Origin of the sequence: Tolumonas lignilytica, from assembly GCF_000527035.1 — a bacterium.
Classification (GTDB): domain Bacteria; phylum Pseudomonadota; class Gammaproteobacteria; order Enterobacterales; family Aeromonadaceae; genus Tolumonas; species Tolumonas lignilytica.
In genome coordinates, this window is record NZ_AZUK01000001.1 from 923701 (window position 1) to 946107 (window position 22407).

Sequence of the window (22407 nt, forward strand, 5' to 3'; positions counted from 1 at the left end):
CTATAATTTGTTATGTCAGATAAACAAAACTCAATAATGCTACCACATTTGGCGCATGACCAAAACAGGCGCCGTCAGATCTGTTATTCGCTGATGTATTCCACCACTTCCAGACCAAACCCGGAAAGCACGTATCGTTTCGGCGAACTCAGCAAACGCATTTGTGTCACGCCCATCGCCTTGAGGATCTGCGAACCGACGCCCACCCGACGGGAAGCCGCTTTGGGTTTGCACGATTCCGTGGTCTGACCAGCATCCACCGCAGAATAGTGCTCAAGACGAGCCAACAATTCTTCCTGGGTATTTTCGTGACCAATAATCACAATGATACCGCCCTCGTCATTGATACGGCTCATGGCCTTATCAAGCGGCCAGCTACGTAAGTTACCCCGTTGGCAGTTGAGTACATCATTCAGGTAATCATGCAGATGTACGCGCACTAAAACCGGCTGAGAAGGATCTTTAGCGGGTTTACTCAAAGCAAAATGCAGTTGATTATCAATAGTATCACGGAATGTGGTCAGTTCGAATTCACCATATTCCGTTGGCATCTGACACTGAGAAATCTTCTGAACGGTGGTTTCATGCTGATTGCGGTATTCGATCAAATCTGCAATCGTACCGAGTTTTAAGCCATGTTCCGCCGCAAACTTCTCGAGATCCGGACGGCGCGCCATAGTGCCATCTTCATTCAAAATCTCAACGATCACGGCAGCAGGTTCCAGCCCGGCCAGACGCGCCAAATCACATCCGGCTTCGGTGTGGCCGTTACGAGTAAGTACGCCGCCATCCTGCGCCATCAGCGGAAAAATGTGGCCCGGCTGTACCACATCAGTTGGTTTCGCATCAGGAGCCACTGCCGCCTGTACGGTACGCGCGCGATCGGCTGCGGAAATACCGGTGGTGACCCCCTCAGCCGCTTCAATAGACACGGTAAAGTTAGTCGAGAACTGCGCTTCGTTTTTATCCACCATCAGCGGCAAGTTCAGTTGCTGACAACGGGCTTTCGATAACGTCAGACAGATCAAGCCTCGCCCATAACGTGCCATAAAGTTAATATCTTCCGGGCGCACCATCGAGGCCGCCATCAGAATATCGCCTTCATTTTCCCGATCTTCGTCATCCATCAGGATGACCATTTTCCCCTGACGAAAATCTTCAATAATTTCTTCAATCTTACTGATAGCCATGACTTCCCCTTAGTCTGTTATCGCAGAAAACCGTTTTGTGCCAGCATATCCATCGTGATGTTGCTCTGTGTGGATTGTGCTGCCTTATCACCGAGCAACAAACGTTCCAGATAGCGAGCGATAACATCCACTTCGAGATTGACTTTCACTCCTGGCTGCCAGCCGCTTACGGTTGTCTCTGCCGTGGTATGCGGCACGATCGTCAGTTTGAAACGAGCCCCGTCGATCGCATTCACGGTCAGGCTGATACCATCTACCGTAATAGAACCTTTTTCTGCAATATATTTCGCCAGCTCATCCGGCGCTTTGATCCAATATTCCTTAGCCCGGCCCAATGAAATGACCGAGGTGATTTCACCCACACCGTCCACGTGGCCAGACACCAGATGCCCACCCAAACGGGTATCAGGGGTCAAGGCACGTTCCAAGTTCACTTTTTGTCCGGCCTGATAATGGGCAAAACTACTACGTTGTAAGGTTTCCAACGATAGATCTGCCACATAACCATCACCGGTCAGTTCCACCACCGTCAGACAAACGCCGTTCGTCGCAATAGAATCGCCCAGTTTCACATCAGACAGATCCAGTTTGCCACTTTTGACCCGGACAGAAATATCTTCGCCCTTGGGCTGGAGCGCAGCCAGCGTACCGACTGCTTCAATAATTCCGGTAAACATCGTTACTCCTTATGCGGATGTAAGATCAAGCGTAGATCATTGCCGATCTTACGCACGTCCTGCCACTGCCACTCTGCTACTTCAGCCATATGCTGAAACTCTGGCAGATTCACTAAACCTCGCGCAGGATTTCCCATTAATTTCGGAGCCAGATAAAGGATCAGTTCATCGACCAAGCCGGCATCAACCAATGCGCCTGCCAGAGAAGCACCAGCTTCAACCCAAATATCATTGATATTGCGTTGTGCCAGTTGTTGCATCAACAGACGTAGATCCAACTTACCGCTTTCCGCCAGCGGAATTATTAATTGATGAACCTGTTCAGGCCATTGGTTTTGTTCTTTATGCCGCGCTAACCAAATCTCGCCGGGAAGAGAAAACAGATGAGCAGATGCCTGAATACGCTGTTGCGAATCGATAACGATCCGGATCGGTTGTCTGACATTGGCTGCGGGATATGTTGATTGCGCTGAAGCAGGGAGTTGCTCCCAACGGACATTCATTGACGGATCATCCGTCAGCACCGTATCAGCCCCCGTCAGAATGGCACTGCTCAATGCCCGCCAACGCTGGACATCCGCACGGGCTTCGGGGGATGTGATCCACTGGCTTGCGCCATTCGCTAACGCCGTCCGACCATCCAGACTGGCAGCCAATTTCAAACGCACATAGGGTAATCCGTGGCGCATTCGCTTAATAAATCCCGGATTCAGCGCTTCGGCTTGTTTTTGCAGTAATCCCGCCTGAATTTCAATGCCAGCAGCGGCTAAACGACGCATTCCCCTGCCCGACACCTGCGGATTGGGATCTTCCATCGCAGCGACGACACGGGCAACACCGGCATTGACCAGTGCATCGGCACAAGGTGGCGTGCGGCCAAAATGCGAACAGGGTTCCAGCGTGACATAGGCTGTCGCGCCCTGTGCGTTATGGCCAGCCATGCGTAATGCATGCACTTCGGCGTGCGGTTCACCTGCTTTATAATGAAATCCTTCACCTACAATCTGGCCGTTTTTGACAATAACACAACCCACATTCGGATTGGGTGACGTCGTAAAACGCCCCTGCGCCGCCAATTGCAACGCACGGCTCATATAAAAATGATCTTCGGCAGAAAACACTTATTTCTCCAGACGCGCAATCTCTTCGCCAAATTCACGGATATCTTCAAAACTGCGATAGACCGAAGCGAATCGGATATAGGCCACTTTATCCAATAATTTAAGCTCTTCCATCACCAGATTGCCGATGATTTTTGACATAATTTCCCGTTCACCAGTGGCACGTAAATTGGATTTGATCCGGTTGATACTCTGCTCGATCAGTTCAGTACTGACCGGCCGTTTTTCTAATGCCCGTTGAATGCCATTACGCAGCTTGTCTTCATTAAACGGTTCCCGCACCCCATTACTTTTTATAACACGAGGCATGACCAATTCGGCCATTTCAAAGGTAGTAAAACGTTCATGACAAACCAGACATTCCCGGCGACGACGAACCTGATGCCCGTCCGCTACCAGGCGCGAATCAATAACTTTCGTGTCATCGGCATTACAAAATGGACAATGCATCTGTGCTCAATCCTAAAATCTTTCGAGATCCTCAGTCTATCAGAGTTCCCACAAAGACCAATGTTTTCAGTAATAAACAACTGTCTATTCTAACGCGCGACAAATCAGTTAAATTGATTATTATTTAAACAAGAATTTCATATGACAGTGGTAAGAGGAATTAAAAATGAAAAGAAACAACCCTCTTTCTGAAGAAGAATTACAAATGTTACTGGAACTCTCTGAGCCGACAAACGAGACCAATTCCACCATTTCGTATCAAATCAATTTCAGTGATGAACGTTTGGTCACCTTATTTGGTAGAGCCGATAACTTATTTATTGAAGCGACGTTTAATCAATACAATCTTCGCGTTCCTATCAGCTTGCTACATCAGGACACAGATATGCTCATCTCCTGTGTGGGTACGCCAGAAATATTTGAACATGCGCTATCTGCACCACGTTCATGGCGTTTAGATTCTCCAGAAAATCTAGTTTTACGACACCTTGATGGCACGCTGCTTCCATTTGAAATCATCAATATATCTACCAGTGGTTTATTGATTCAGGATCATCAGACGATGTTAAAACTGGGGGAGCATTTTGACGCAGTGCTTTCAGGTATGGATGTTGCCATCCCGCTTATTGGCGTGGTGATCCGCAAGAAAAAGGGGAAAAACAAAAATCAGGAATGGGCGATTCATTTAACGCTAGATGCCAATACCCATGCCACGTTGCAAGAATATATTTATCAACAGCATCAGAAAAAATATCCGTGAGCGGATAAAAAAACAGCCGGCACATAGCCAGCTGTTTTTATACAGCATAAATCGAATTATGCGTACACAGGGAAACGTTTGCAGATATCCAGCACTTTCGCACGGGTAGCCGCAATCACAGCTTCGTCTGTGGTGTTATCCAGTACGTCACACATCCAGCCTGCCAGCTCTTTCGCTTCAGCTTCTTTGAAACCACGACGAGTGATAGATGGAGAACCGATACGGATACCTGAAGTTACAAATGGTGAACGTGGGTCGTTAGGCACTGCGTTTTTGTTTACAGTGATATTCGCCAGACCCAGTGCAGCATCGGCTTCTTTACCAGTCAGTTCACGGTCGGTGAAATCAACCAAGAACAGGTGGTTTTCTGTACCGCCAGACACGATCTTGTAACCGCGAGACAGGAATACTTCAACCATCGCTTTAGAGTTTTTCACAACCTGCTGCTGGTATGCCTTGAATTCTGGCTCCATCGCTTCTTTGAACGCAACCGCTTTACCAGCAATAACGTGCATCAGCGGGCCACCCTGAGAACCAGGGAATACGGCTGAGTTCAGTTTCTTATGCAGCTCTTCGTCGTTCACAGCAGACAGGATCAGACCACCACGTGGGCCGGCCAGCGTCTTGTGCGTGGTAGAAGTCACAACGTGAGCGTGCGGAACAGGGTTTGGATAAACACCTGCAGCCACCAGACCAGCAACATGCGCCATATCAACAAACAGGTAAGCACCCACTTTGTCAGCGATTTCACGCATTTTGGCCCAGTCAACCACACCTGAGTAGGCAGAGAAGCCGCCCAGAACCATTTTCGGTTTGTGTTCCAGAGCCAGACGTTCCAGTTCGGCATAGTTAATCTTGCCGTTAGCATCGATACCGTAAGGAATGATGTTATACAGCTTACCGGAGAAGTTAACTGGTGAACCGTGAGTCAAGTGACCACCGTGGGCCAAATTCATACCCAGCACGGTATCACCCGGTTTCAGCAGGGCCATATAAACCGCAGCGTTAGCCTGAGAGCCTGAATGTGGCTGCACGTTGGCATAAACCGCACCAAACAGGGCCTTAGCACGTTCGATCGCCAGTGTTTCAGTTTTATCAACGAACTCACAACCGCCGTAATAACGTTTGCCAGGATAACCTTCGGCATATTTATTAGTTAATTGTGATCCCTGAGCTTGCATTACACGCGGGCTAGTGTAGTTTTCAGAAGCAATCAGTTCGATATGCTCTTCCTGACGCTGTGTTTCCTCCACAATTGAAGCCCACAGCTCCGGATCATAATCGGCGATGTTCATATCACGCTTCAGCATTATTAAGTGTCTCCTGACTCATGGCGTCATGTTAGGGTATTGTTATATTCTACCCTGACTGGCTTGATGACGCATCAATAAAGCGATGCTTTTTACAAACTGACAATGAATCCCCCTGATATCCGCTTCAACCCCTCTTTGAATTCATTTTTTGCAGTTTTTCCAACGAAAATGCTGACAACGTACGAGAATCTACGGTAATCTTGCCAATTAATATGAAAAACGCCTCTGCGGTGATATTTTCCAACTCCAAAATAGGCAACGCAGAGAGAAAGCAACATATCGCTGCATGTTTGCTGAGGATAACGACTCAATGACTGCAAAGTTCCGCATTTTAGTGTTAAACGGCCCCAACCTGAATTTACTGGGTAAACGCGAGCCGGGAATCTATGGTGCTGCTACACTGGATGATATTGTTACTCACTTGCAGCAGCTTGCAGGCAACATGAATGTTGAACTGACACATAAGCAATCCAATGCGGAATATGAATTAGTTGATACTATTCATCAAGCGATGGGCCATGTTGATTTCATCCTGATCAATCCAGCCGCCTTCACCCATACCAGCGTTGCTCTCCGCGATGCCTTGTTGGGGGTTGCTATTCCTTTTATTGAAATTCACTTATCGAATGTTCATGCCCGCGAACCTTTCCGTCATCACTCCTATTTGTCTGATGTAGCCAAAGGGGTGATTTGCGGTTTGGGTGCTGATGGGTATGAATTCGCACTAACAGCGGCCGTCCGTTATCTGGAACGGTCATCTCGTAATTAAACAAGCAGAAGAAGTTGAACTGAGAATGCAAATGGATATCCGTAAAATCAAAAAACTGATCGAGCTGGTTGAAGAATCCGGCATTGCAGAACTGGAAATCTCCGAAGGGGAAGAATCCGTTCGCATCAGTCGCGCAATCAGCGGTCAGGTTGCACCTATGGTCAATTTCGCAGCACCTCAGATGGTAGCTGCCGCAGCACCAGCACCAATTGCTGCAACGGCAGCTCCGGCTGGCAATGCTGCACCCGAAGCAGTTAGCGGCTACACACTGCGTTCTCCAATGGTGGGAACTTTCTATCGCTCTTCCAGCCCTGATGCAAAATCATTTGTTGAAGTGGGCCAATCGGTGAAAGTGGGTGATCCGCTGTGTATTGTTGAAGCCATGAAAATGATGAACCAGATCCAGTCTGATAAAGCGGGTGTGGTGAAAAGCATTCTGGTTGAGAACGGTGACACCGTTGAATTTGATCAGCCTCTGTTTATCATCGAATAAGAGAGCTTGTTATGTTGGATAAAATTGTCATCGCTAACCGTGGTGAGATAGCTCTGCGCATCCTGCGGGCATGCAAAGAACTGGGCATCAAAACGGTAGCTGTGCATTCCACTGCTGACCGTGATTTAAAACACGTTAAGCTGGCCGACGAGACTATCTGTATTGGTAAAGCATCGGCTAAAGAATCCTATTTGAACGTACCGTCAATTATTGCGGCGGCAGAAGTCACGGGGGCGGTAGCCATTCACCCCGGTTATGGCTTTCTGTCTGAAAATGCAGATTTCGCCGAGCAGGTGGAAAAATCAGGTTTTATCTTCATCGGCCCACGCGCTGACACTATCCGCCTGATGGGCGACAAAGTTTCAGCGATTGAAGCGATGAAAAAAGCGGGTGTTCCTTGTGTACCTGGTTCTGGTGGCCCGATTGGCGATGATGCCAAACAGAATGCAGCGATTGCCAAACGTATCGGCTATCCGGTGATCATCAAAGCGGCTGGCGGTGGTGGTGGTCGTGGGATGCGCGTCGTTCGCCACGAAGAAGAGTTGCAAAACTCGATTGCACTGACCAAATCAGAAGCTGGCCAGTTCTTTGGCAATGACATGGTCTACATGGAAAAATATCTGGAAAATCCTCGTCATATCGAGATCCAGGTATTAGCTGATGGTCAAGGTAGTGCAATTTATCTCGGTGAACGTGACTGCTCAATGCAGCGCCGTCACCAGAAAGTGGTCGAAGAAGCACCTGCACCGGGTATTACTGAAGAAATGCGTCGCTACATCGGTGAGCGCTGCGTTCAGGCATGTATTGAAATCAACTATCGTGGTGCCGGTACTTTTGAGTTCCTGTATGAAAATGGCGAGTTCTATTTCATTGAAATGAACACTCGTATTCAGGTGGAACATCCGGTTACCGAGATGATCACCGGTGTGGATCTGATCAAAGAACAGCTGAAAATTGCTGCTGGTCAGCCGCTGTCGATCAAACAGGATGAAATCCGCATCCGTGGCCATGCCATTGAATGTCGTATCAACGCGGAAGATCCACAAACGTTCTTACCTGCACCGGGCAAGATCCAGTGGTTCCATGCACCAGGCGGTCTGGGCGTGCGCTGGGATTCCCATATTTATTCCGGCTATACCGTTCCGCCTCATTATGATTCGATGATTGGCAAACTGATCTGCTACGGTGAAAACCGTGACGTCGCTATTGCGCGTATGCGTCAGGCATTGGATGAACTTATTGTAGAGGGAATAAAAACCAATATTCCTCTGCATAAAGAAATTTTGCGTGATGAAAACTTCCATAATGGTGGCACTAATATCCACTATTTACACAAGAAGTTAGGTTTATAAATCGTCAATAAAATCAAGGCCGCTCTCATTTGCGGCCTTTTTTTTCTCTAAACCCTATAAATTACCCTGCCATTTTTTAAATCATGCGCTAAAATGTTACAACGCTCACAGATTTTTTAGATGTTATGGTGTCCATACAGTCAGATGACAATCAGCAACGCCTGCTGATTTTACCGATCCTGCTGCTTACCTTCGCGCATATGCCACAGGTAATGATTGCCAGTATCGACTATACCGGTCATCTCTGGCTGACCATCTTCAAAGGGTTACAACAATCTGCGCCATTATTACTGGCCATGTCTATCGCGATTAGCCGCAGTCGCTATCGGTATGACATGCAGCCATTAAACGCGTGTCTGAGTTATGTGCTGATCGCTAAATTATTGCATAACCTCGGTCCGGAGCACATTCCAACGGAAATCATCGCAGCATTGCTCAGTGGTTATGCGGTTGTCTTTTTTACACCCTATACACAAAAGATCCGTTTACCCGCCTGGCTGCGTGCGTTCCAGGGAGATGCCGTTGTACTGTTGTGTAATGGTTTTTTCTGCATGCTGCTGGCATTACCCGCCGCCGCGTTATTACATCTATTCAATCAATACCTATTACATAACCAAACTGTCGAATTCTTGCTCTGGCTAGAACCTTGGTTACTGCTGGCCGGCGGAACCATGTCACCGCTGCAGATAACACCCAGCGCATGGCACTCCTTTCTGGCTTCGCCTTATGTATGGCTGATCGTGTTATGTATTTCCTGGATTTTCCAGCGGGCATTACTGCACATTGCCGGGACTAAGACCCAAAAGCGGGTTCTTAATGCCGTATTGAGCATATTAATGATTGCTACCGGTCAACCTCAGCCAATGTTGTTGTTATTGTTACTCTGGGCGCCCCGGCACTGTATTTATACCATGATCGTACTCGGCTTTATCAATCATGGCTGCCATTGGTTACAACAAGAACAGATTACCTATGCAAAGATACCAAGCGTCTGGTTTGCCATTCCGATGTCGTTATTTGGCATCCTGCTGTATGAGTTTAGCCGACATATCATCCAGCATCCGATTCATTTTCCCAATGCAGAGGCTGTTGCAACGGCAGAAACACAATCCGCAACACACGAGTCTGAATTGCTATTGGATGTGGATTTCCTGACCATTAGTTATCTGAAAGCGATGGGTGGTTTAGGCAATATTACCGCCTTACGGGCAGATCTCACTCGGCTGATCGTGGACGTTGAGACCGTAGCTGATATGGATAAGAGCCGCCTGCATCACCTTGGCGTTATGTCGATCAAGGTCATTTCTACCCAACGGGCAGAGTTGGTTACAGGGCCGATAGCACTCACTTTGGAAAGTCGCATCCAGAATCTGGCACGACGCCAATCGTTGGATCTGACTCCACGGGAAATTCATCCGTTAATGCCATTTCGTCTGGACTGACACCGCGTCAATGGAAAAGATGATTCAATCCGTTCGCTCGTGAGTGTTACAATAACCCTCTTTTTTCGCAACCCGATGTATTGCCATGCCCTGGATCCAAATCAAAATCAATGCCACCGCTAAAACCGCCAACAAGGTCAGCAATATGCTGATGGGACTTGGTGCACAGGCTGTTACCTATATGGATGCACAAGATACGCCTGTGTATGAACCCCTACCGGGAGAGACCAAGTTATGGGGAGATACCCGCTGTATTGGACTGTTTGATGCGGAAGTGGATCCGGCCCCTATCGTCTCTTTTTTCCAACAGCATTTTGGTGAAGATGTACCTTATCAGGTTGAGCTGTTGGAAGATAAGGACTGGGTTCGCGAATGGATGGAACATTTCCAGCCAATGCAGTTTGGTGAGCGGTTGTGGATTTGCCCTAGCTGGCGTGATGTGCCCGACCCGACTGCTGTCAACGTATTGTTAGACCCCGGTCTGGCCTTTGGGACCGGCACACACCCCACCACCGCCCTGTGCTTGCAATGGCTGGACAGCTTAGATCTGACCGGCAAAACGCTGGTCGATTTTGGTTGTGGCTCCGGCATTCTGGCCATCGCGGCCTTGAAGTTGGGCGCCGCCCGTGTGATCGGTATTGATATTGATCCTCAAGCGATTGAAGCCAGCCGTGACAATGCTCAGCGCAATGGGGTCAGCGATCAGCTGGAACTCTACCTGCCGGAAGATCAACCGCAAAATCTGCAGGCAGATATCGTGGTAGCCAATATTCTGGCCGGGCCGCTGCGTGAACTCTCCGGGCTCATCAGTGGCTTAGTTAAACCGCATGGCCGCATGGCGATTTCCGGTATCCTGGAAAGCCAAGCGCCAGAGTTACTGGAGGTTTACAGCCAGTGGTTTGCGATGAATCCAGCAACAGAACGCGAAGAATGGTGCCGTCTCGACGGGATTAAAAAAGAATAAACAGGCGCGATGATGTTGGTATTTGCCTGATCTTGTTAACGAAACGATTTGGCAAGGATTTTCATCAGAAAATACAAGCATTTTTTTCACTCTACGCTCAATTTCTAACCTTTTCAGCGTGGTGAAAAAGCCGTAAGATACGCGCCCTCAAGCTTAGGGTGCGAACGTCATGCAAATTGGACCTTATTCGTTACCAGCCCCGGTAATTGTTGCACCGATGGCCGGTGTTTCAGACCAGCCCTTCCGGCAATTGTGTCTGCGAATGGGGGCCGGTATGGCGGTCTCTGAGATGATGTCGGCCAATCCGGATACCTGGGATACCGATAAATCACTTAAGCGAATGTATTTGGCTGATGAGCCGGGCATACGTGCTGTGCAAATTGTAGGAGCTGAACCGGATTGGATGGCTGAAGCCGCCCGCCATTCGGTAACTGCAGGTGCACAGATTGTTGATATCAATATGGGTTGTCCTGCCAAAAAGATTAACCGTCGTTTGGCTGGTTCAGCTCTGTTGCAAGACCCTGCGCTGGTGCGTGAGATCCTGCAAACTGTCGTTGCTGCAGTCGATGTTCCGGTTACCCTGAAAATCAGAACCGGATGGGATACGGAACATCGTAACGGAATAGAAATAGCAGAAATAGCCGAAGCGTGCGGTATTCAGGCACTGACTGTTCACGGGCGTACCCGTGCGTGTTTATTCAACGGTCAGGCTGAATATGAAACGATTAAAGCCATTAAACGGCATATATCTATACCTGTCGTTGCCAACGGCGATATTGATACTCCTCAGAAGGCGCAGGCTGTATTGGAATACACCGGTGCCGATGCCATCATGATTGGACGAGCCGCGCAAGGACAACCCTGGTTGTTTAATCGCATTCGTCATTTCCTGACGCACGGTTCAGATCTGGCATCGCCAACATGGGATGAGGTCCGATCCATAGTGCTAGAACATGTTGCTGCTTTGCATCAGTTCTATGGCGAATACAAGGGAGTTCGTTTTGCCAGAAAACATGTTGCCTGGTATTTGGAGAGATACGAGTCAGCAAAGAATTTCCGAAGAGGTTTCAATGCGCTAACAAGTGCTGAAGAGCAACTTGGCGCACTGGAGCTGTTTTTTAGTAACGCAATTGCATAATGAAGAGCAGAAAAAATTATGTTGGATCAAACCCTGACTTCTGAGGCACTGGTAACTACCGTCACTCACGCACAAACTCACCAACCTGTTCAGCGCCCACTGCGTGACTCCGTTCAGCAGGCTTTACGTAACTATCTGGCTCAATTAAACGGTCAAGATGTCACTGAACTGTATGACATGGTTCTGAGTGAAGTTGAAGCGCCAATGCTCGACATTATCATGCAGTACACCCGCGGTAATCAGACCCGAGCTGCAATCATGATGGGTATCAATCGCGGTACACTGCGCAAGAAACTGAAAAAATACGGCATGAACTAATCATTCATTGCTAATTCATTGAAATAAAAGGCGTTTACATTATTTGTTTACGCCTTTTTATTTTTTAGACCCACAAATGAACCCACTATCACACCGTTCGATCCAGCCATAAATTAACTATCTCAGCAGTATCATGTTTGATTGATGCAAGAGTTTATCCAACCACTACAATTAAGTGAGACATAACACTCTGATCAGATGCTTAGTCACTAATATCGCCAGCGCCTCCTAAGGAGGATGTCAGATATGAATATCGAAATTACAGAACAGCTACAACGTATATTAGTTGAGCATATAGAAACCAGCGGCAATGGTATTGCAGTGTTGGATGCAGAAGATCGATTCATATTTTTCAATAAGGCTTTTATCTCCTTGCTCGGTATTGAAGATCATCCAGTGCTAAATCACTCTTATGATGAATTATTAATCTGGATGCATACCAGAGGAGTAGGTACTGCTACTCATTCATCAACACTAGACGAATGGCTTGAGTTTGTGCACGAACAACATCGGTCGGTAGCATTTCGTCACTATGAGGTCGATCTCGTTGATGGGCGGTGGCTTTTGGTAACAGAACAGGTAAACGTGGGTGGTGAGGTTGTTCTTGTATGTAATGACATCTCTCATTCGAAAAAAACTGAACATGCGCTTCTGGATGCCCATAAGGAATTGGAAAGACTTTCGTTGACAGACGAGTTAACCGGGCTATCGAATCGTCGCCATTTCATGCAACAGCTAACAAATGAACATCAACGGGCATTACGTTATAGACATCCAAGCAGTTTAGCTATCTTAGACCTCGACCATTTTAAAAAAATAAATGATCAATTTGGCCATACTGCCGGCGACGACGTACTGCGCCATTTTTCCAGTGTCTTGCGGCAGAGCCTGCGTAAACAAGATGTCATTGGGCGGCTTGGTGGTGAGGAGTTCGCATTATTTCTACCTGAAACCACGCAACAGGAAGCCATGGTTCTTTTACAACGAATACGTCACATTTTATCATCTGCAACACTAGAAGAGATCGCCCCTGGATTTCTATACACATTTTCTGCCGGTTTAACCGAACTTAACCATGACACCCCTCTTAACTGTAAAGAGTGGATTCATGTCACAGATCAGGCTCTTTACCGGGCTAAACGGACAGGTAGAAATCAAGTGTGCACAGGATAATTACTTTAGGGCGCATAAGCTCTCAAAAATGCAGACACGGCTCGGTTTGCGACCATAGTAACTTCATGTTCATCGGGATAATCGGTTCTTACCTGCAGCAACAGTGGTTCAAGTAGTTCAGCTTGCAATAAACCACGGAGATGTTCGGCTGCAAGTTGGGGATCTTCTTGACGAAGAATTCCCGATTCCATCAGGTGAGATAACAAAGCGATGACATATCCCCGTAAACCTGCCAGTTTGGTATAAAACAACTTACCAATACCCAAACGGTGTGCTTCTGCAATCATTAGTCGTTGTACATCAACCATTTCAGGGGAACATACGAACCGCAAAAAACGAATACAATAATCTCGTAAAACAGATTCAGGGCTCTCTTCTGATGAATTCATTTGTGACGATGCCTGCGCTGTCACAGCTACAAAGAAATTTTCCGCAGTGGCCACCATGCATGCAACAAACAACTCTTCTTTAGAAGGAAAGTGGCTGTAAATGGTTGATTTGGAGCCTCCCACCTCAGCATTTATTTCAGAAATTGATGTTGCATCAAAGCCTTTAGACCGAAACAAGCGATAGGCAACCTCCAAAATAGCTTGCCGCTTTTCATCTCTCTTACTCATAGTTATCTCCCCCATAAAATCAATGCGTTGCAGTATACCCTTCCTTCCTATAAATGCGGTCAGCGCCGATGAAATTTATCAACAATTTGTTGGTCTCGTATCTGATTACGTTTTACACATTCCGCAGCATTATTACCTTCATTCCTGTTATGGCTGCTTCCCTAAAAATTAATAATATCCTCACTCTTTTACCTACAGTGGATATTGTAAATTTTTTAGCTCTTTCCTGCAGGCCTCACTAAATTCCCGGAGAAGATCTATTTGTTCAAATTCAAATTCAGCTCTTAATTGCTCAATAGTTATTTTGGGTTTGAAAGACTGTGAAATGATTTTTTTGATTGTGGTTTCTGTTGTTAGAACAACTTCTCGCGATGATGTGAGCCTTATTCTATTTTGTAGAGCATAAACCTGCATTAATGTCGTGGGGCTATCCAGAGAATGACTTAATGCATCAACCGAAAGTTTGGAGCATTCGACGATGAATTCGGTATAAATCTGTTCCCGACGCCGAAAATCTGAATTAAGCATTTCGAGTCTGCTATGTGCTCGATGAGTAAACCATGCAGTACAAATAGACGATGCCCCGCCGACTAAAGAACCCATTACAGCGGAAAGCGCTGTCACTATGGATTGTTCCATTTCCCCTCCAAATATTTTATTGATTCCTAATCACATGAATTTTTTTTACAAACATATAAAAAATAATGCGTTACGATATTTTTATATGTTTGGTTAGAATAAATTTGATTTATAAATAAATTTATAGACTTCGGAGCTTATAATTTTTTCTGCGTACATCATGCCTGTTTATCGGGAGAATAAGCTCTCAAAAAAACAGTGATGGCTCGCTCCGCTGCAATCAAAATTTCTTTTTCTTCTGGCAAATCGTCTCGTGCCTGAAATAACAAGGGCTCTACTATTTCGGCCTCTAACAATGCGCGGAGATGAATAGCCGCTAGTTGAGGATCATCACTGCGAATCATTCCTGAGGTCATAAGTTGAGACAAAAAGGCTTCTACATGCACACGTAACGCTTTGAGTTTGATAAAAAACAATTTACCAATATTGGAGCGACAGGCTTCGGCTATTAATAAACGTTGTACAGCCACATGATGCGAGGATGTCACAAAGCTCAAAAAGCTGGCGCCAAAATTTCGTAACATGGCATATTGATCAACATCAGGGCTATCTAACAAATTAATTATGCTAGTGATATGTCCCTCTGCTGCAGCCATCATACATTCGATAAAAAGCGTTTCTTTTGAACGAAAATGGTTGTAAAGCGTCGCTTTGGAACCTCCAACCATTCTTGCTATCGCTGACATTGATGTTGCATCAAACCCCTGTTCACGGAATAACTGATAAGCCGTATCCAGGATAGTTTGTCGTTTGTCATCTCGCAGTTGTCTGCTCATATTTCACTCTTTAAATCGTACTGTACGTTACGGTACGATTTTACTTGACAGAATATTTGAGTCAAGGCTATAAATCGTACTGTAACGTACATTACGGAGTGCGCCATGAATCAGCCCCACATTTTACCGGCTCGCAGAAGTCGAGTTTCTATTTGTATCGTGTTAGCCGCGAGCATGATCGGCGCGAGCGGTTGTGCCTATATGCCTAATTTAGGCACTGCACCTTCGGTGAAACCAGTCGAGCAATTAAGCAGTACAAAAACCTTTGCAGACTCATCTATCGCTTGGCCAGGAGATCACTGGTGGGAAAACTACGGCGATCCACAATTAAATTCACTGGTGGAAGAAGCACTGCGCGATTCGCCGGATCTGGAACTGGCGCGAGCTAGATTGCATCTGGCCGGTGCTGCCGTGCAAGGTGCCAACGCGGCAATGATGCCAGAAGTGAGCGGTAATGCCTCTTTCACCAAGGCCAAACAAAGTTACAACTATCTCATGCCGCAGGGCGCTGTACCGCAAAATTGGAATGACTACGGGCAGGCCACATTGAATCTGTCCTGGGAACTGGATTTCTGGGGCAAAAACCGTGCGGCGTTGGCATCAGCAATGTCAAATCAAAAGGCTGCTCAAGCCGAGGTCGCGGAAACCCGTTTGATCCTTTCTGCTTCCGTGGCGTCAGCCTATGCCGAGTTACTCCATCTGTTCACTGTACGTGATACAGCCGAAGAAACTTTCAAACTGCGCACTAAAACCACGGAACTGTTCCGTCAGCGGCATCAGTTTGGTCTTGAAAATGAAGCGAGTGTGAATCAAGTCGAAGCTCGACAGGCGGCTGCACAAACAGAACTTCGTTCAGTCGATGAACGTATTTCATTACAACGAAATGCAATAGCCGCGCTGTTGGGGGAAGGACCTGATCGCGGACTAGTCATATCCCGTCCGACGGTTCGTTCATTCGGTTCTATGGGATTACCAGCCAACCTAGCCTTAAATCTCATTGGACGGCGTCCAGATCTCGTCGCAGCACGTTTACGAGCTGAAGCTGCAGCAAAACGTATCGATCAACAAAAAGCGGCGTTTTATCCCAGTGTTAATCTTTTAGCATTCACCGGTTACCAATCTCTAGGTATCGATAATCTGACTAAATCGGGCTCTGACATTGGTAGTGTCGGTCCGGCGATCTCCTTGCCGATATTCAACACTGAACGGTTGCAGGGTCAGTTACGAGGGGCCCGGGCCGATTATGATGCCGCCGTTGCCAGCTATAACGGCACCCTCGCCAATGCGCTGCATGAAGTCGCCGATGCGGTTGTGAGTCGTAAAGCCTTAGTTGGAGAACTTGCATCCTCTCGCGCTTCCGTTAATGCCGCAGATAAAGCTTACAGCATTATGAAAAAGCGTTATGAAGGCCAGCTTGCCGGTTATCTCGATGTCTTGTCAGCAGAAGATGAACTCGTCGCCGCAAAGCGTTCCTTAGCCGATATTGAAACCCGCGCATTAGTGCTTGATGTCGCGTTGGTTCGTGCACTTGGCGGTGGTTTTCAGTCTACCGACCAGTTAATCACCAATTCAAAAACCTCCAAGTAAACAAGCCAGAAATTTAGGAGCAGAAATGAACATGCCTATTGAAACAACCACCTTAAATTCATCTCAGATAATGGAACCAACAAGAAATAAGCTTCTGCAACGGAAACGCTTATTTACATTACTCTCTATCTCCATCGCACTAGCTGGAGCGGGAGCAGGATCTTATTGGGAGTTAGTGGCTTCCAAATATGTTGAAACCGACAACGCGTATACCGCAGTAGAGTCTGCTCAGGTGATGTCATCCATCAGCGGAACGGTTGCCGAAGTAAAAGTGAAAGATTCTCAATTGGTTAAAAAAGGTGACATTTTAGTCATTATTGATCCTTCAGATGCCAAGTTAGCACTGGATCAAGCGGAAGCTGCGCTTGGCAGCGCAATTCGTCGTGTGAAGAGTTATCAAGGGAGTGACGTCGGTTTACGCGCTCAGATTATGGCTAGTGATGAAGCAGAAAAACGACTTCAAGCTCAATTAGCATCAGCAAAAGCTGATTTTGAAAGAGCCAGCATCGATCTTAAGCGCCGCAAGGCATTGCTCCCTTCAGGGGCGATTTCCGGTGATGAACTGACGCGGACCCAGAACATTTATGCTTCTGCTGAGGCCAATTTGAATGCTGCGAATGCCGCCGTAGCACAAGCACATGCAGCCAAGGAAGCCGCCAAGGGATCGAGACAAGCCAATGCTGCATTGATTGAAGGTGTTTCTTTAAATGACAACCCTGAAGTGATGTTGGCCAAAGCAAAACGAGATCAGGCACAGCTGGATCTGGAACGAACCATCATTCGTTCGCCAGTTGACGGTATTGTGGCTCGCCGACAAGTGGCATTAGGTCAACGAGTACAACCCTCAGCACCATTGCTGACCGTAGTTCCGGTTCAGGACATGTATGTCAACGCCAACTTCAAAGAAGTTCAACTCAAGGATGTACGTTCCGGACAAAAAGTAGAACTGACCAGCGACCTGTATGGGAAAGATGTTGTTTATCACGGTGTTGTTGAAGGATTCGATGGCGGTACAGGCGCAGCTTTCTCCTTGATCCCTGCACAAAACGCCACTGGCAACTGGATCAAAGTTGTACAACGTCTGCCCGTGCGCGTGAAACTCGATCCGACTGAGTTGAAAGCGCACCCGTTACGCGTTGGGCTATCCATGAACGCCACTGTTGATCTGAGCGACAAGTCCTGACATTAGGAGTGCATCATGTCAAACACCGCTATCACTCACAATGACACACCTGCGCTTCAGGGAAGTATGCTCTGGATTGCAGCTGTCGTTCTGGCGATGTCTAACTTTATCGCCGTGCTCAACATGACGATTGCCAACGTTACCCAACCGAATATGGCGGGAGCACTCGGTGCCAGCACCAGCCAGGGCACTTGGATCATCACCGCGTATGCGGTGGCTGAGGCCATCACAGTTCCTATGACCGGCTGGCTCACTTCACGCTTCGGTGGAGTGAAGGTGTTCACGGTTGCGGTGTTTATGTTCGGTGTCTCTTCTTTGCTGTGCGGCATGTCGAACTCATTGAATATGTTGCTGTTGATGCGCGTACTACAGGGTATGGCTGGCGGGCCGATCCTGGCACTCTCACAAACCCTGCTGCTGCGCATATTCCCCAAGGAAAAAGCCATGCTGGCAACTGGCATGTGGGCAATGACCAGCTTGTTGGCACCCGTCTGTGGCCCTGTTCTGGGTGGCTGGATCTGTGACAACTATAGCTGGCCGTGGGTTTACGCCGTCAATGTGCCAATGGCGATCCTTTTCAGTCTGATCGGTTGGAACCTGCTCAAACGGTATGAAGATCCGTTGGTCAAAAATCGGATGGATGTGATCGGCTTCCTCTTGCTGGTAGTCTGGGTCGGAGCTTTGCAGATCATGCTCGACGAAGGCAAAGATCTCGATTGGTTTTCATCTGACGAAATCATTATTCTAGCTATTGTTGCTGTGATCGGTTTCTTGAGTTTCATCATCTGGGAACTCACCGAAGAACATCCGATCGTCGACATCCGTGTTTTCCGTTATCGTGGTTTCAGTGCCAGTATGCTCGTGCTCGCACTCGCTTTCGGCTGTTTCTTTGGCCTCAATGTACTCACGCCGATGTGGTTACAATCCAATATGGGCTACACCACCACTTGGTCTGGCATCGTTGTAGCTTGGGGCGGGGTTCTTTCGGTTATTTTCTCACCAATTGCGGCTAACTTATCAAACCGGGTCGATCCACGCTGGCTGATCTTTATTGGTTGTGCCTGGCTGGGGGCCGACACATTCTGGCGAGCCTTTGCCACGTCAGATATGGATTTCTGGTCCATCTGTATCCCACTGTTTTTCATGGGTGTTGGTATGCCGATGTACTACGTACCGATCACAGGTTTGGCTATGGGCTCTGTCGAAGAACACGAGATGGCCTCGGCGGCCGGTCTGATGAACTTCGTGCGAACAATCGCCGGTGCTTTCGCCACGTCGTTGGTCACCACCTTCTGGCAGGATGGTCGCTACATTGTTCACGATCAACTCTCCAGCATTGTTGACCCCACAGGCCAATTAAATACTGTGATCAGTTCTGCACCTGCGCTGGCTGGACAATTCACTCGCGAGCTCTTCGACAGAATGGTGACGGGTCAAAGTCTGATGCTGTCCACCAATAACTTGATGATCACGATTGCAATTCTCTTTTTTATCTCAGCTTTTGCCATTGGGTTGGCCCCCAAAGCGACACGCAAAGTTGATGCAGCTTCGGTTGGTCACTGAGAAGCGGAGGAAACATGCTTGAGTTCTCGAATCAACAGTCGATATCACTGTTTACTCGGACGAAATCAAAGATCCGGCACTTAAGTCGATGGTTTCGTTTAACAGAAATATCTCGTATTCAATCAACAAATCAACGATCTAGGTTTGATCTTGTTTTTGTCACACTGATACTGATGTTGTTTTCTGGTCTCAGCATGTTTTTGTTTACATCACAGATGAAACCTTTGGGATTAATTGCCAACCAGAATAACGGTGAAGCGGTGGTTCTGCTCTCCCTCATATTAGGAAATGTTGTTATTTGGGTTTATTTGGTAAATAAACAACTGAATCATCTGCATTTCAATAAAAAGATAGCCATACAAAATAATGTTGAAATGTTTTCGTTGTTAGGAACACTAATTGAATTACGCGATCCTGACACGAACGGGCATAACCTGAGAGTCACCTTGTTGACTATGATGTTTTGTGAAGCATTAAACTTGCCTGCAAATATTTTGGTCCGGGCAGCAAAGGGAGCACTTTTGCATGATATCGGAAAAGTCGTCGTTCCTGATAATATTTTGAGTAAACCCGGGCCACTAACAAACAATGAACGGTTGATCATGCAACAGCATGTCAAACATGGCATCAGACTCATTGCAGAATCTGAAATCACCCGGGAGGCATTGCCTGTCGTTTCAGGACATCATGAATATTATGATGGTAATGGTTATCCAAACGGAATTAAAGGAAAAGATATTCCTATTGAGGCTCGGATATTTGCCATTATTGATGTATTCGACGCACTGACGTCTAAACGAGTTTATAAACCAGCTTATACTTGTCTCGATGCACTAACTATTATGCTGGAAAAACGTGGGTCGCATTTTGATCCCGAATTATTGGATAGCTTTATTGAACTAATCCCTAATTTTTTAAATCAAATACCGAATAGCTCTAACGAACTTAAAATTAAGATAAAAGAACATCTGATATTATATTTTAATGATTTTTGTTCTGTTTCAACATCTGTTTTTTGATAGACCATCTAAAAACAGATACACAGATACTTAAGGAATCAAGGAGCAATATCGCCAATGAACAGCAATGCAAATACTGATGTGCTGGATTATATATCTCCACCACCTAATAGTTTCAAACCGAATAAATTTGCTATATGGACAACTAATTTTAGTTTTAATGGAAAAATGCGGATATTGTTGGTTTGCATCGCATTATTAGCATTATTGGGTAATGTCCTGTCCGCCAAATTAGTTTATAAGGAAATCCGAACTGTTATTGAGAATGACCTGATCGTACATGTGGAAAGTGAGGCTCATCTCCTCGAAAGTTACTCACAACAAGATCCGAGAGCTTTCGTTAAACTGGCCACCGAACGACTTGAAAAAGTCCGTTGGGGAAAGGGACTTTCAGGCTATTTTTTCCTTACCGATAGACAGGCTACTTTGCTGGTCTATCCACCTGATCATAGCCGTCTTGGTACAGTTCTGGATCCGGTTCAAATAAACGACAGTAATGAAAACGTCAATCAGGCGCTGATCCGTATTGCTAAATCTGAACACCCAGCATTGATCTCCTATACCTATACAAAACCGAATAGTCAGAAGAAGGTGCTAAAAGTCGCTTACGCTTACCCGGTCGGTAACTATTTACTGGTCTCAGGAGTCTATTTAGATGCCGCAGATCAGGTATTTAGCAACTACTTGCAACATAGCAGCTTGATTTTATTTACAATTATTATTCTTTTGTTCGGACTGATCACTCTCTTTTCCCGGAACCTTTCAGTCCAGGTCAATAGTGCGTTACGAAGCTTGCAAGAGATAGCACAACGCACACTGATCAATCCTGTCGCTGTGTATGGCAGTGACGAACTGGCTTCCATTAATCGGGCTATCGAATCAAGTCGAGTACAACTTGCCAGTCTGCTGCATACCCAAAGGGACAATGCGCTCTCACTCTCTGCATCTTCGTCTCAGATCAACAATGGTGTGACTCAAGTCAGTAACGCAATCATAGAACAACGGCAACGGCTGGATAATTTAGCCACTGCGATGGAAGAAATGGTCTGCACTATCCGGGATGTGGCACAGAATGTTCAAAACTCTGCTGATAATGCCAAACAAACCGACCAACTGGCCAACGGAGGGGCCAGCAAGATCAACGACGCAATTAACGCTATTAACAGTTTGGTTAGTAATCTAAATGCCAGCTCTGATTCAGTGAATGAAGTCAAAGACAAGGTTTTGGTTATCGGTTCTGTGGTTGACACCATCAACAGCATTTCAGATCAAACTAACCTGTTAGCCCTGAATGCTGCTATTGAGGCAGCCCGGGCCGGTGAACAAGGGCGGGGTTTTGCAGTGGTCGCCGATGAAGTACGTACTTTGGCTAAACGCACTCAAGACGCCACCAGAGAAATCGCTGAAATGATTGCCGTTTTGCAACAAGGGACGTGCAGTGCCGTCGAACTCATGCAAGCCAGTGTGTTGGCAGCAGATCAGGCCCAGCAAGAGGCAACCGCTGCAACCGAATGTTTCATGGCTATTGTTAGCCACACAGGGGAACTATCCTTGCACAGTGAAATGATAGCCTCCGCATCAGAGGAACAAACTCTGGTTGCAAATGAAGTCTCTGAATCGTTGATCGTGATCAGAGATGCCGTGGAGGAGACTGAACATGTGGCAAAAGAGCTGGGGCAGACCAGTCAGAGCCTGCATCAGGCAGCTGAAGATATGGAAGCGACGGTAATGAGTTATCGTTTACCCTGATTTCAAAGCTGATGTCGATAAAGATACGAATATTTCGTGAATGCTATTTCATCGCTGTTTTCCTTAAAGTAGTACCTTTCGGCTTCAAGGATGAAGCTATTTTTTATCAATCTT

At 46.8% G+C, this 22407-nt stretch carries 22 protein-coding genes; 14 read left to right on the plus strand and 8 right to left on the minus strand.

The window, feature by feature from the left end:
• Positions 1 to 83: 83 nt before the first annotated feature.
• The 4 genes from ribBA to nrdR are packed head-to-tail and all read right to left on the minus strand — an operon-like array spanning position 84 to position 3438.
• On the minus strand, positions 84 to 1190 hold the full coding sequence (gene ribBA / locus H027_RS0104360; RefSeq protein ID WP_024871306.1) for a bifunctional 3,4-dihydroxy-2-butanone-4-phosphate synthase/GTP cyclohydrolase II: 1107 nt from the start codon (positions 1188 to 1190) through the stop codon (positions 84 to 86).
• A gap of 17 nt (positions 1191 to 1207) precedes the next feature.
• Positions 1208 to 1867, minus strand: coding sequence for a riboflavin synthase (locus tag H027_RS0104365; RefSeq protein WP_024871307.1), 660 nt, complete (start codon positions 1865 to 1867; stop codon positions 1208 to 1210).
• Positions 1868 to 1869: 2 nt separating this feature from the next.
• A complete protein-coding gene (gene ribD, locus H027_RS0104370) occupies positions 1870 to 2988 on the minus strand; it encodes a bifunctional diaminohydroxyphosphoribosylaminopyrimidine deaminase/5-amino-6-(5-phosphoribosylamino)uracil reductase RibD (protein ID WP_024871308.1) in 1119 nt (372 codons plus the stop codon).
• Entirely contained in the window at positions 2989 to 3438 is a 450-nt protein-coding gene (nrdR, locus tag H027_RS0104375; protein ID WP_015879569.1) for a transcriptional regulator NrdR, read from the minus strand.
• 166 nt (positions 3439 to 3604) lie between these two features.
• On the opposite strand from nrdR, the gene H027_RS0104380 reads away from it, so the two are divergent.
• Positions 3605 to 4198 carry a PilZ domain-containing protein gene (locus H027_RS0104380; RefSeq protein ID WP_024871309.1) on the plus strand — a complete coding sequence of 198 codons (594 nt, stop codon included), beginning with the start codon at positions 3605 to 3607 and terminating at the stop codon, positions 4196 to 4198.
• A 56-nt stretch (positions 4199 to 4254) separates the two neighbouring features.
• On the opposite strand, the gene glyA is transcribed toward H027_RS0104380, so the two are convergent.
• A complete protein-coding gene (gene glyA / locus H027_RS0104385) occupies positions 4255 to 5508 on the minus strand; it encodes a serine hydroxymethyltransferase (protein ID WP_024871310.1) in 1254 nt (417 codons plus the stop codon).
• Between the two features lie 313 nt (positions 5509 to 5821).
• On the opposite strand from glyA, the gene aroQ reads away from it, so the two are divergent.
• From aroQ to H027_RS0104425, 8 genes are all read left to right on the plus strand, one after another.
• The gene (aroQ, locus tag H027_RS0104390; RefSeq protein ID WP_024871311.1) at positions 5822 to 6280 is read left to right on the plus strand and encodes a type II 3-dehydroquinate dehydratase; all 459 of its coding nucleotides are present in this window, start codon (positions 5822 to 5824) and stop codon (positions 6278 to 6280) included.
• A gap of 31 nt (positions 6281 to 6311) precedes the next feature.
• Positions 6312 to 6773, plus strand: coding sequence for an acetyl-CoA carboxylase biotin carboxyl carrier protein (gene accB, locus H027_RS0104395; RefSeq protein WP_024871312.1), 462 nt, complete (start codon positions 6312 to 6314; stop codon positions 6771 to 6773).
• Positions 6774 to 6784: 11 nt separating this feature from the next.
• Positions 6785 to 8125, plus strand: coding sequence for an acetyl-CoA carboxylase biotin carboxylase subunit (gene accC, locus H027_RS0104400; RefSeq protein ID WP_024871313.1), 1341 nt, complete (start codon positions 6785 to 6787; stop codon positions 8123 to 8125).
• A gap of 125 nt (positions 8126 to 8250) precedes the next feature.
• Positions 8251 to 9567, plus strand: coding sequence for a PTS sugar transporter subunit IIB (locus H027_RS0104405; protein WP_024871314.1), 1317 nt, complete (start codon positions 8251 to 8253; stop codon positions 9565 to 9567).
• Positions 9568 to 9652: 85 nt separating this feature from the next.
• Positions 9653 to 10531, plus strand: coding sequence for a 50S ribosomal protein L11 methyltransferase (prmA, locus tag H027_RS0104410; protein ID WP_024871315.1), 879 nt, complete (start codon positions 9653 to 9655; stop codon positions 10529 to 10531).
• Between the two features lie 169 nt (positions 10532 to 10700).
• A complete protein-coding gene (dusB, locus tag H027_RS0104415; protein WP_024871316.1) occupies positions 10701 to 11669 on the plus strand; it encodes a tRNA dihydrouridine synthase DusB in 969 nt (322 codons plus the stop codon).
• A gap of 18 nt (positions 11670 to 11687) precedes the next feature.
• Complete coding sequence (fis, locus tag H027_RS0104420) at positions 11688 to 11987, plus strand: DNA-binding transcriptional regulator Fis (protein ID WP_024871317.1); 300 nt, start codon at positions 11688 to 11690, stop codon at positions 11985 to 11987.
• 246 nt (positions 11988 to 12233) lie between these two features.
• Positions 12234 to 13160, plus strand: coding sequence for a GGDEF domain-containing protein (locus H027_RS0104425; protein ID WP_024871318.1), 927 nt, complete (start codon positions 12234 to 12236; stop codon positions 13158 to 13160).
• 5 nt (positions 13161 to 13165) lie between these two features.
• On the opposite strand, the gene H027_RS0104430 is transcribed toward H027_RS0104425, so the two are convergent.
• The 3 genes from H027_RS0104430 to H027_RS0104440 all read right to left on the minus strand — a co-directional run bounded on the left by H027_RS0104430 (position 13166) and on the right by H027_RS0104440 (position 15192).
• The gene (locus tag H027_RS0104430; protein WP_024871319.1) at positions 13166 to 13777 is read right to left on the minus strand and encodes a TetR/AcrR family transcriptional regulator; all 612 of its coding nucleotides are present in this window, start codon (positions 13775 to 13777) and stop codon (positions 13166 to 13168) included.
• 192 nt (positions 13778 to 13969) lie between these two features.
• The gene (locus H027_RS17455) at positions 13970 to 14416 is read right to left on the minus strand and encodes a hypothetical protein (RefSeq protein WP_024871320.1); all 447 of its coding nucleotides are present in this window, start codon (positions 14414 to 14416) and stop codon (positions 13970 to 13972) included.
• 158 nt (positions 14417 to 14574) lie between these two features.
• Positions 14575 to 15192, minus strand: coding sequence for a TetR/AcrR family transcriptional regulator (locus H027_RS0104440; RefSeq protein WP_024871321.1), 618 nt, complete (start codon positions 15190 to 15192; stop codon positions 14575 to 14577).
• A 105-nt stretch (positions 15193 to 15297) separates the two neighbouring features.
• Between H027_RS0104440 and H027_RS0104445 the strand changes: the two genes are divergently transcribed.
• The 5 genes from H027_RS0104445 (at position 15298) to H027_RS18260 (ending at position 22293) form a co-directional block, all read left to right on the plus strand.
• Complete coding sequence (locus H027_RS0104445; protein WP_024871322.1) at positions 15298 to 16779, plus strand: efflux transporter outer membrane subunit; 1482 nt, start codon at positions 15298 to 15300, stop codon at positions 16777 to 16779.
• A gap of 25 nt (positions 16780 to 16804) precedes the next feature.
• On the plus strand, positions 16805 to 17962 hold the full coding sequence (locus H027_RS0104450) for an HlyD/EmrA/EmrK family protein (protein WP_202593433.1): 1158 nt from the start codon (positions 16805 to 16807) through the stop codon (positions 17960 to 17962).
• Between the two features lie 15 nt (positions 17963 to 17977).
• Complete coding sequence (locus tag H027_RS0104455) at positions 17978 to 19525, plus strand: DHA2 family efflux MFS transporter permease subunit (protein ID WP_024871324.1); 1548 nt, start codon at positions 17978 to 17980, stop codon at positions 19523 to 19525.
• A gap of 194 nt (positions 19526 to 19719) precedes the next feature.
• Positions 19720 to 20544 (plus strand): HD-GYP domain-containing protein, encoded by an 825-nt coding sequence (locus H027_RS17460; RefSeq protein WP_237657923.1) that lies wholly within the window; start codon positions 19720 to 19722, stop codon positions 20542 to 20544.
• 57 nt (positions 20545 to 20601) lie between these two features.
• A complete protein-coding gene (locus H027_RS18260; RefSeq protein ID WP_024871326.1) occupies positions 20602 to 22293 on the plus strand; it encodes a methyl-accepting chemotaxis protein in 1692 nt (563 codons plus the stop codon).
• Positions 22294 to 22407: the final 114 nt, after the last annotated feature.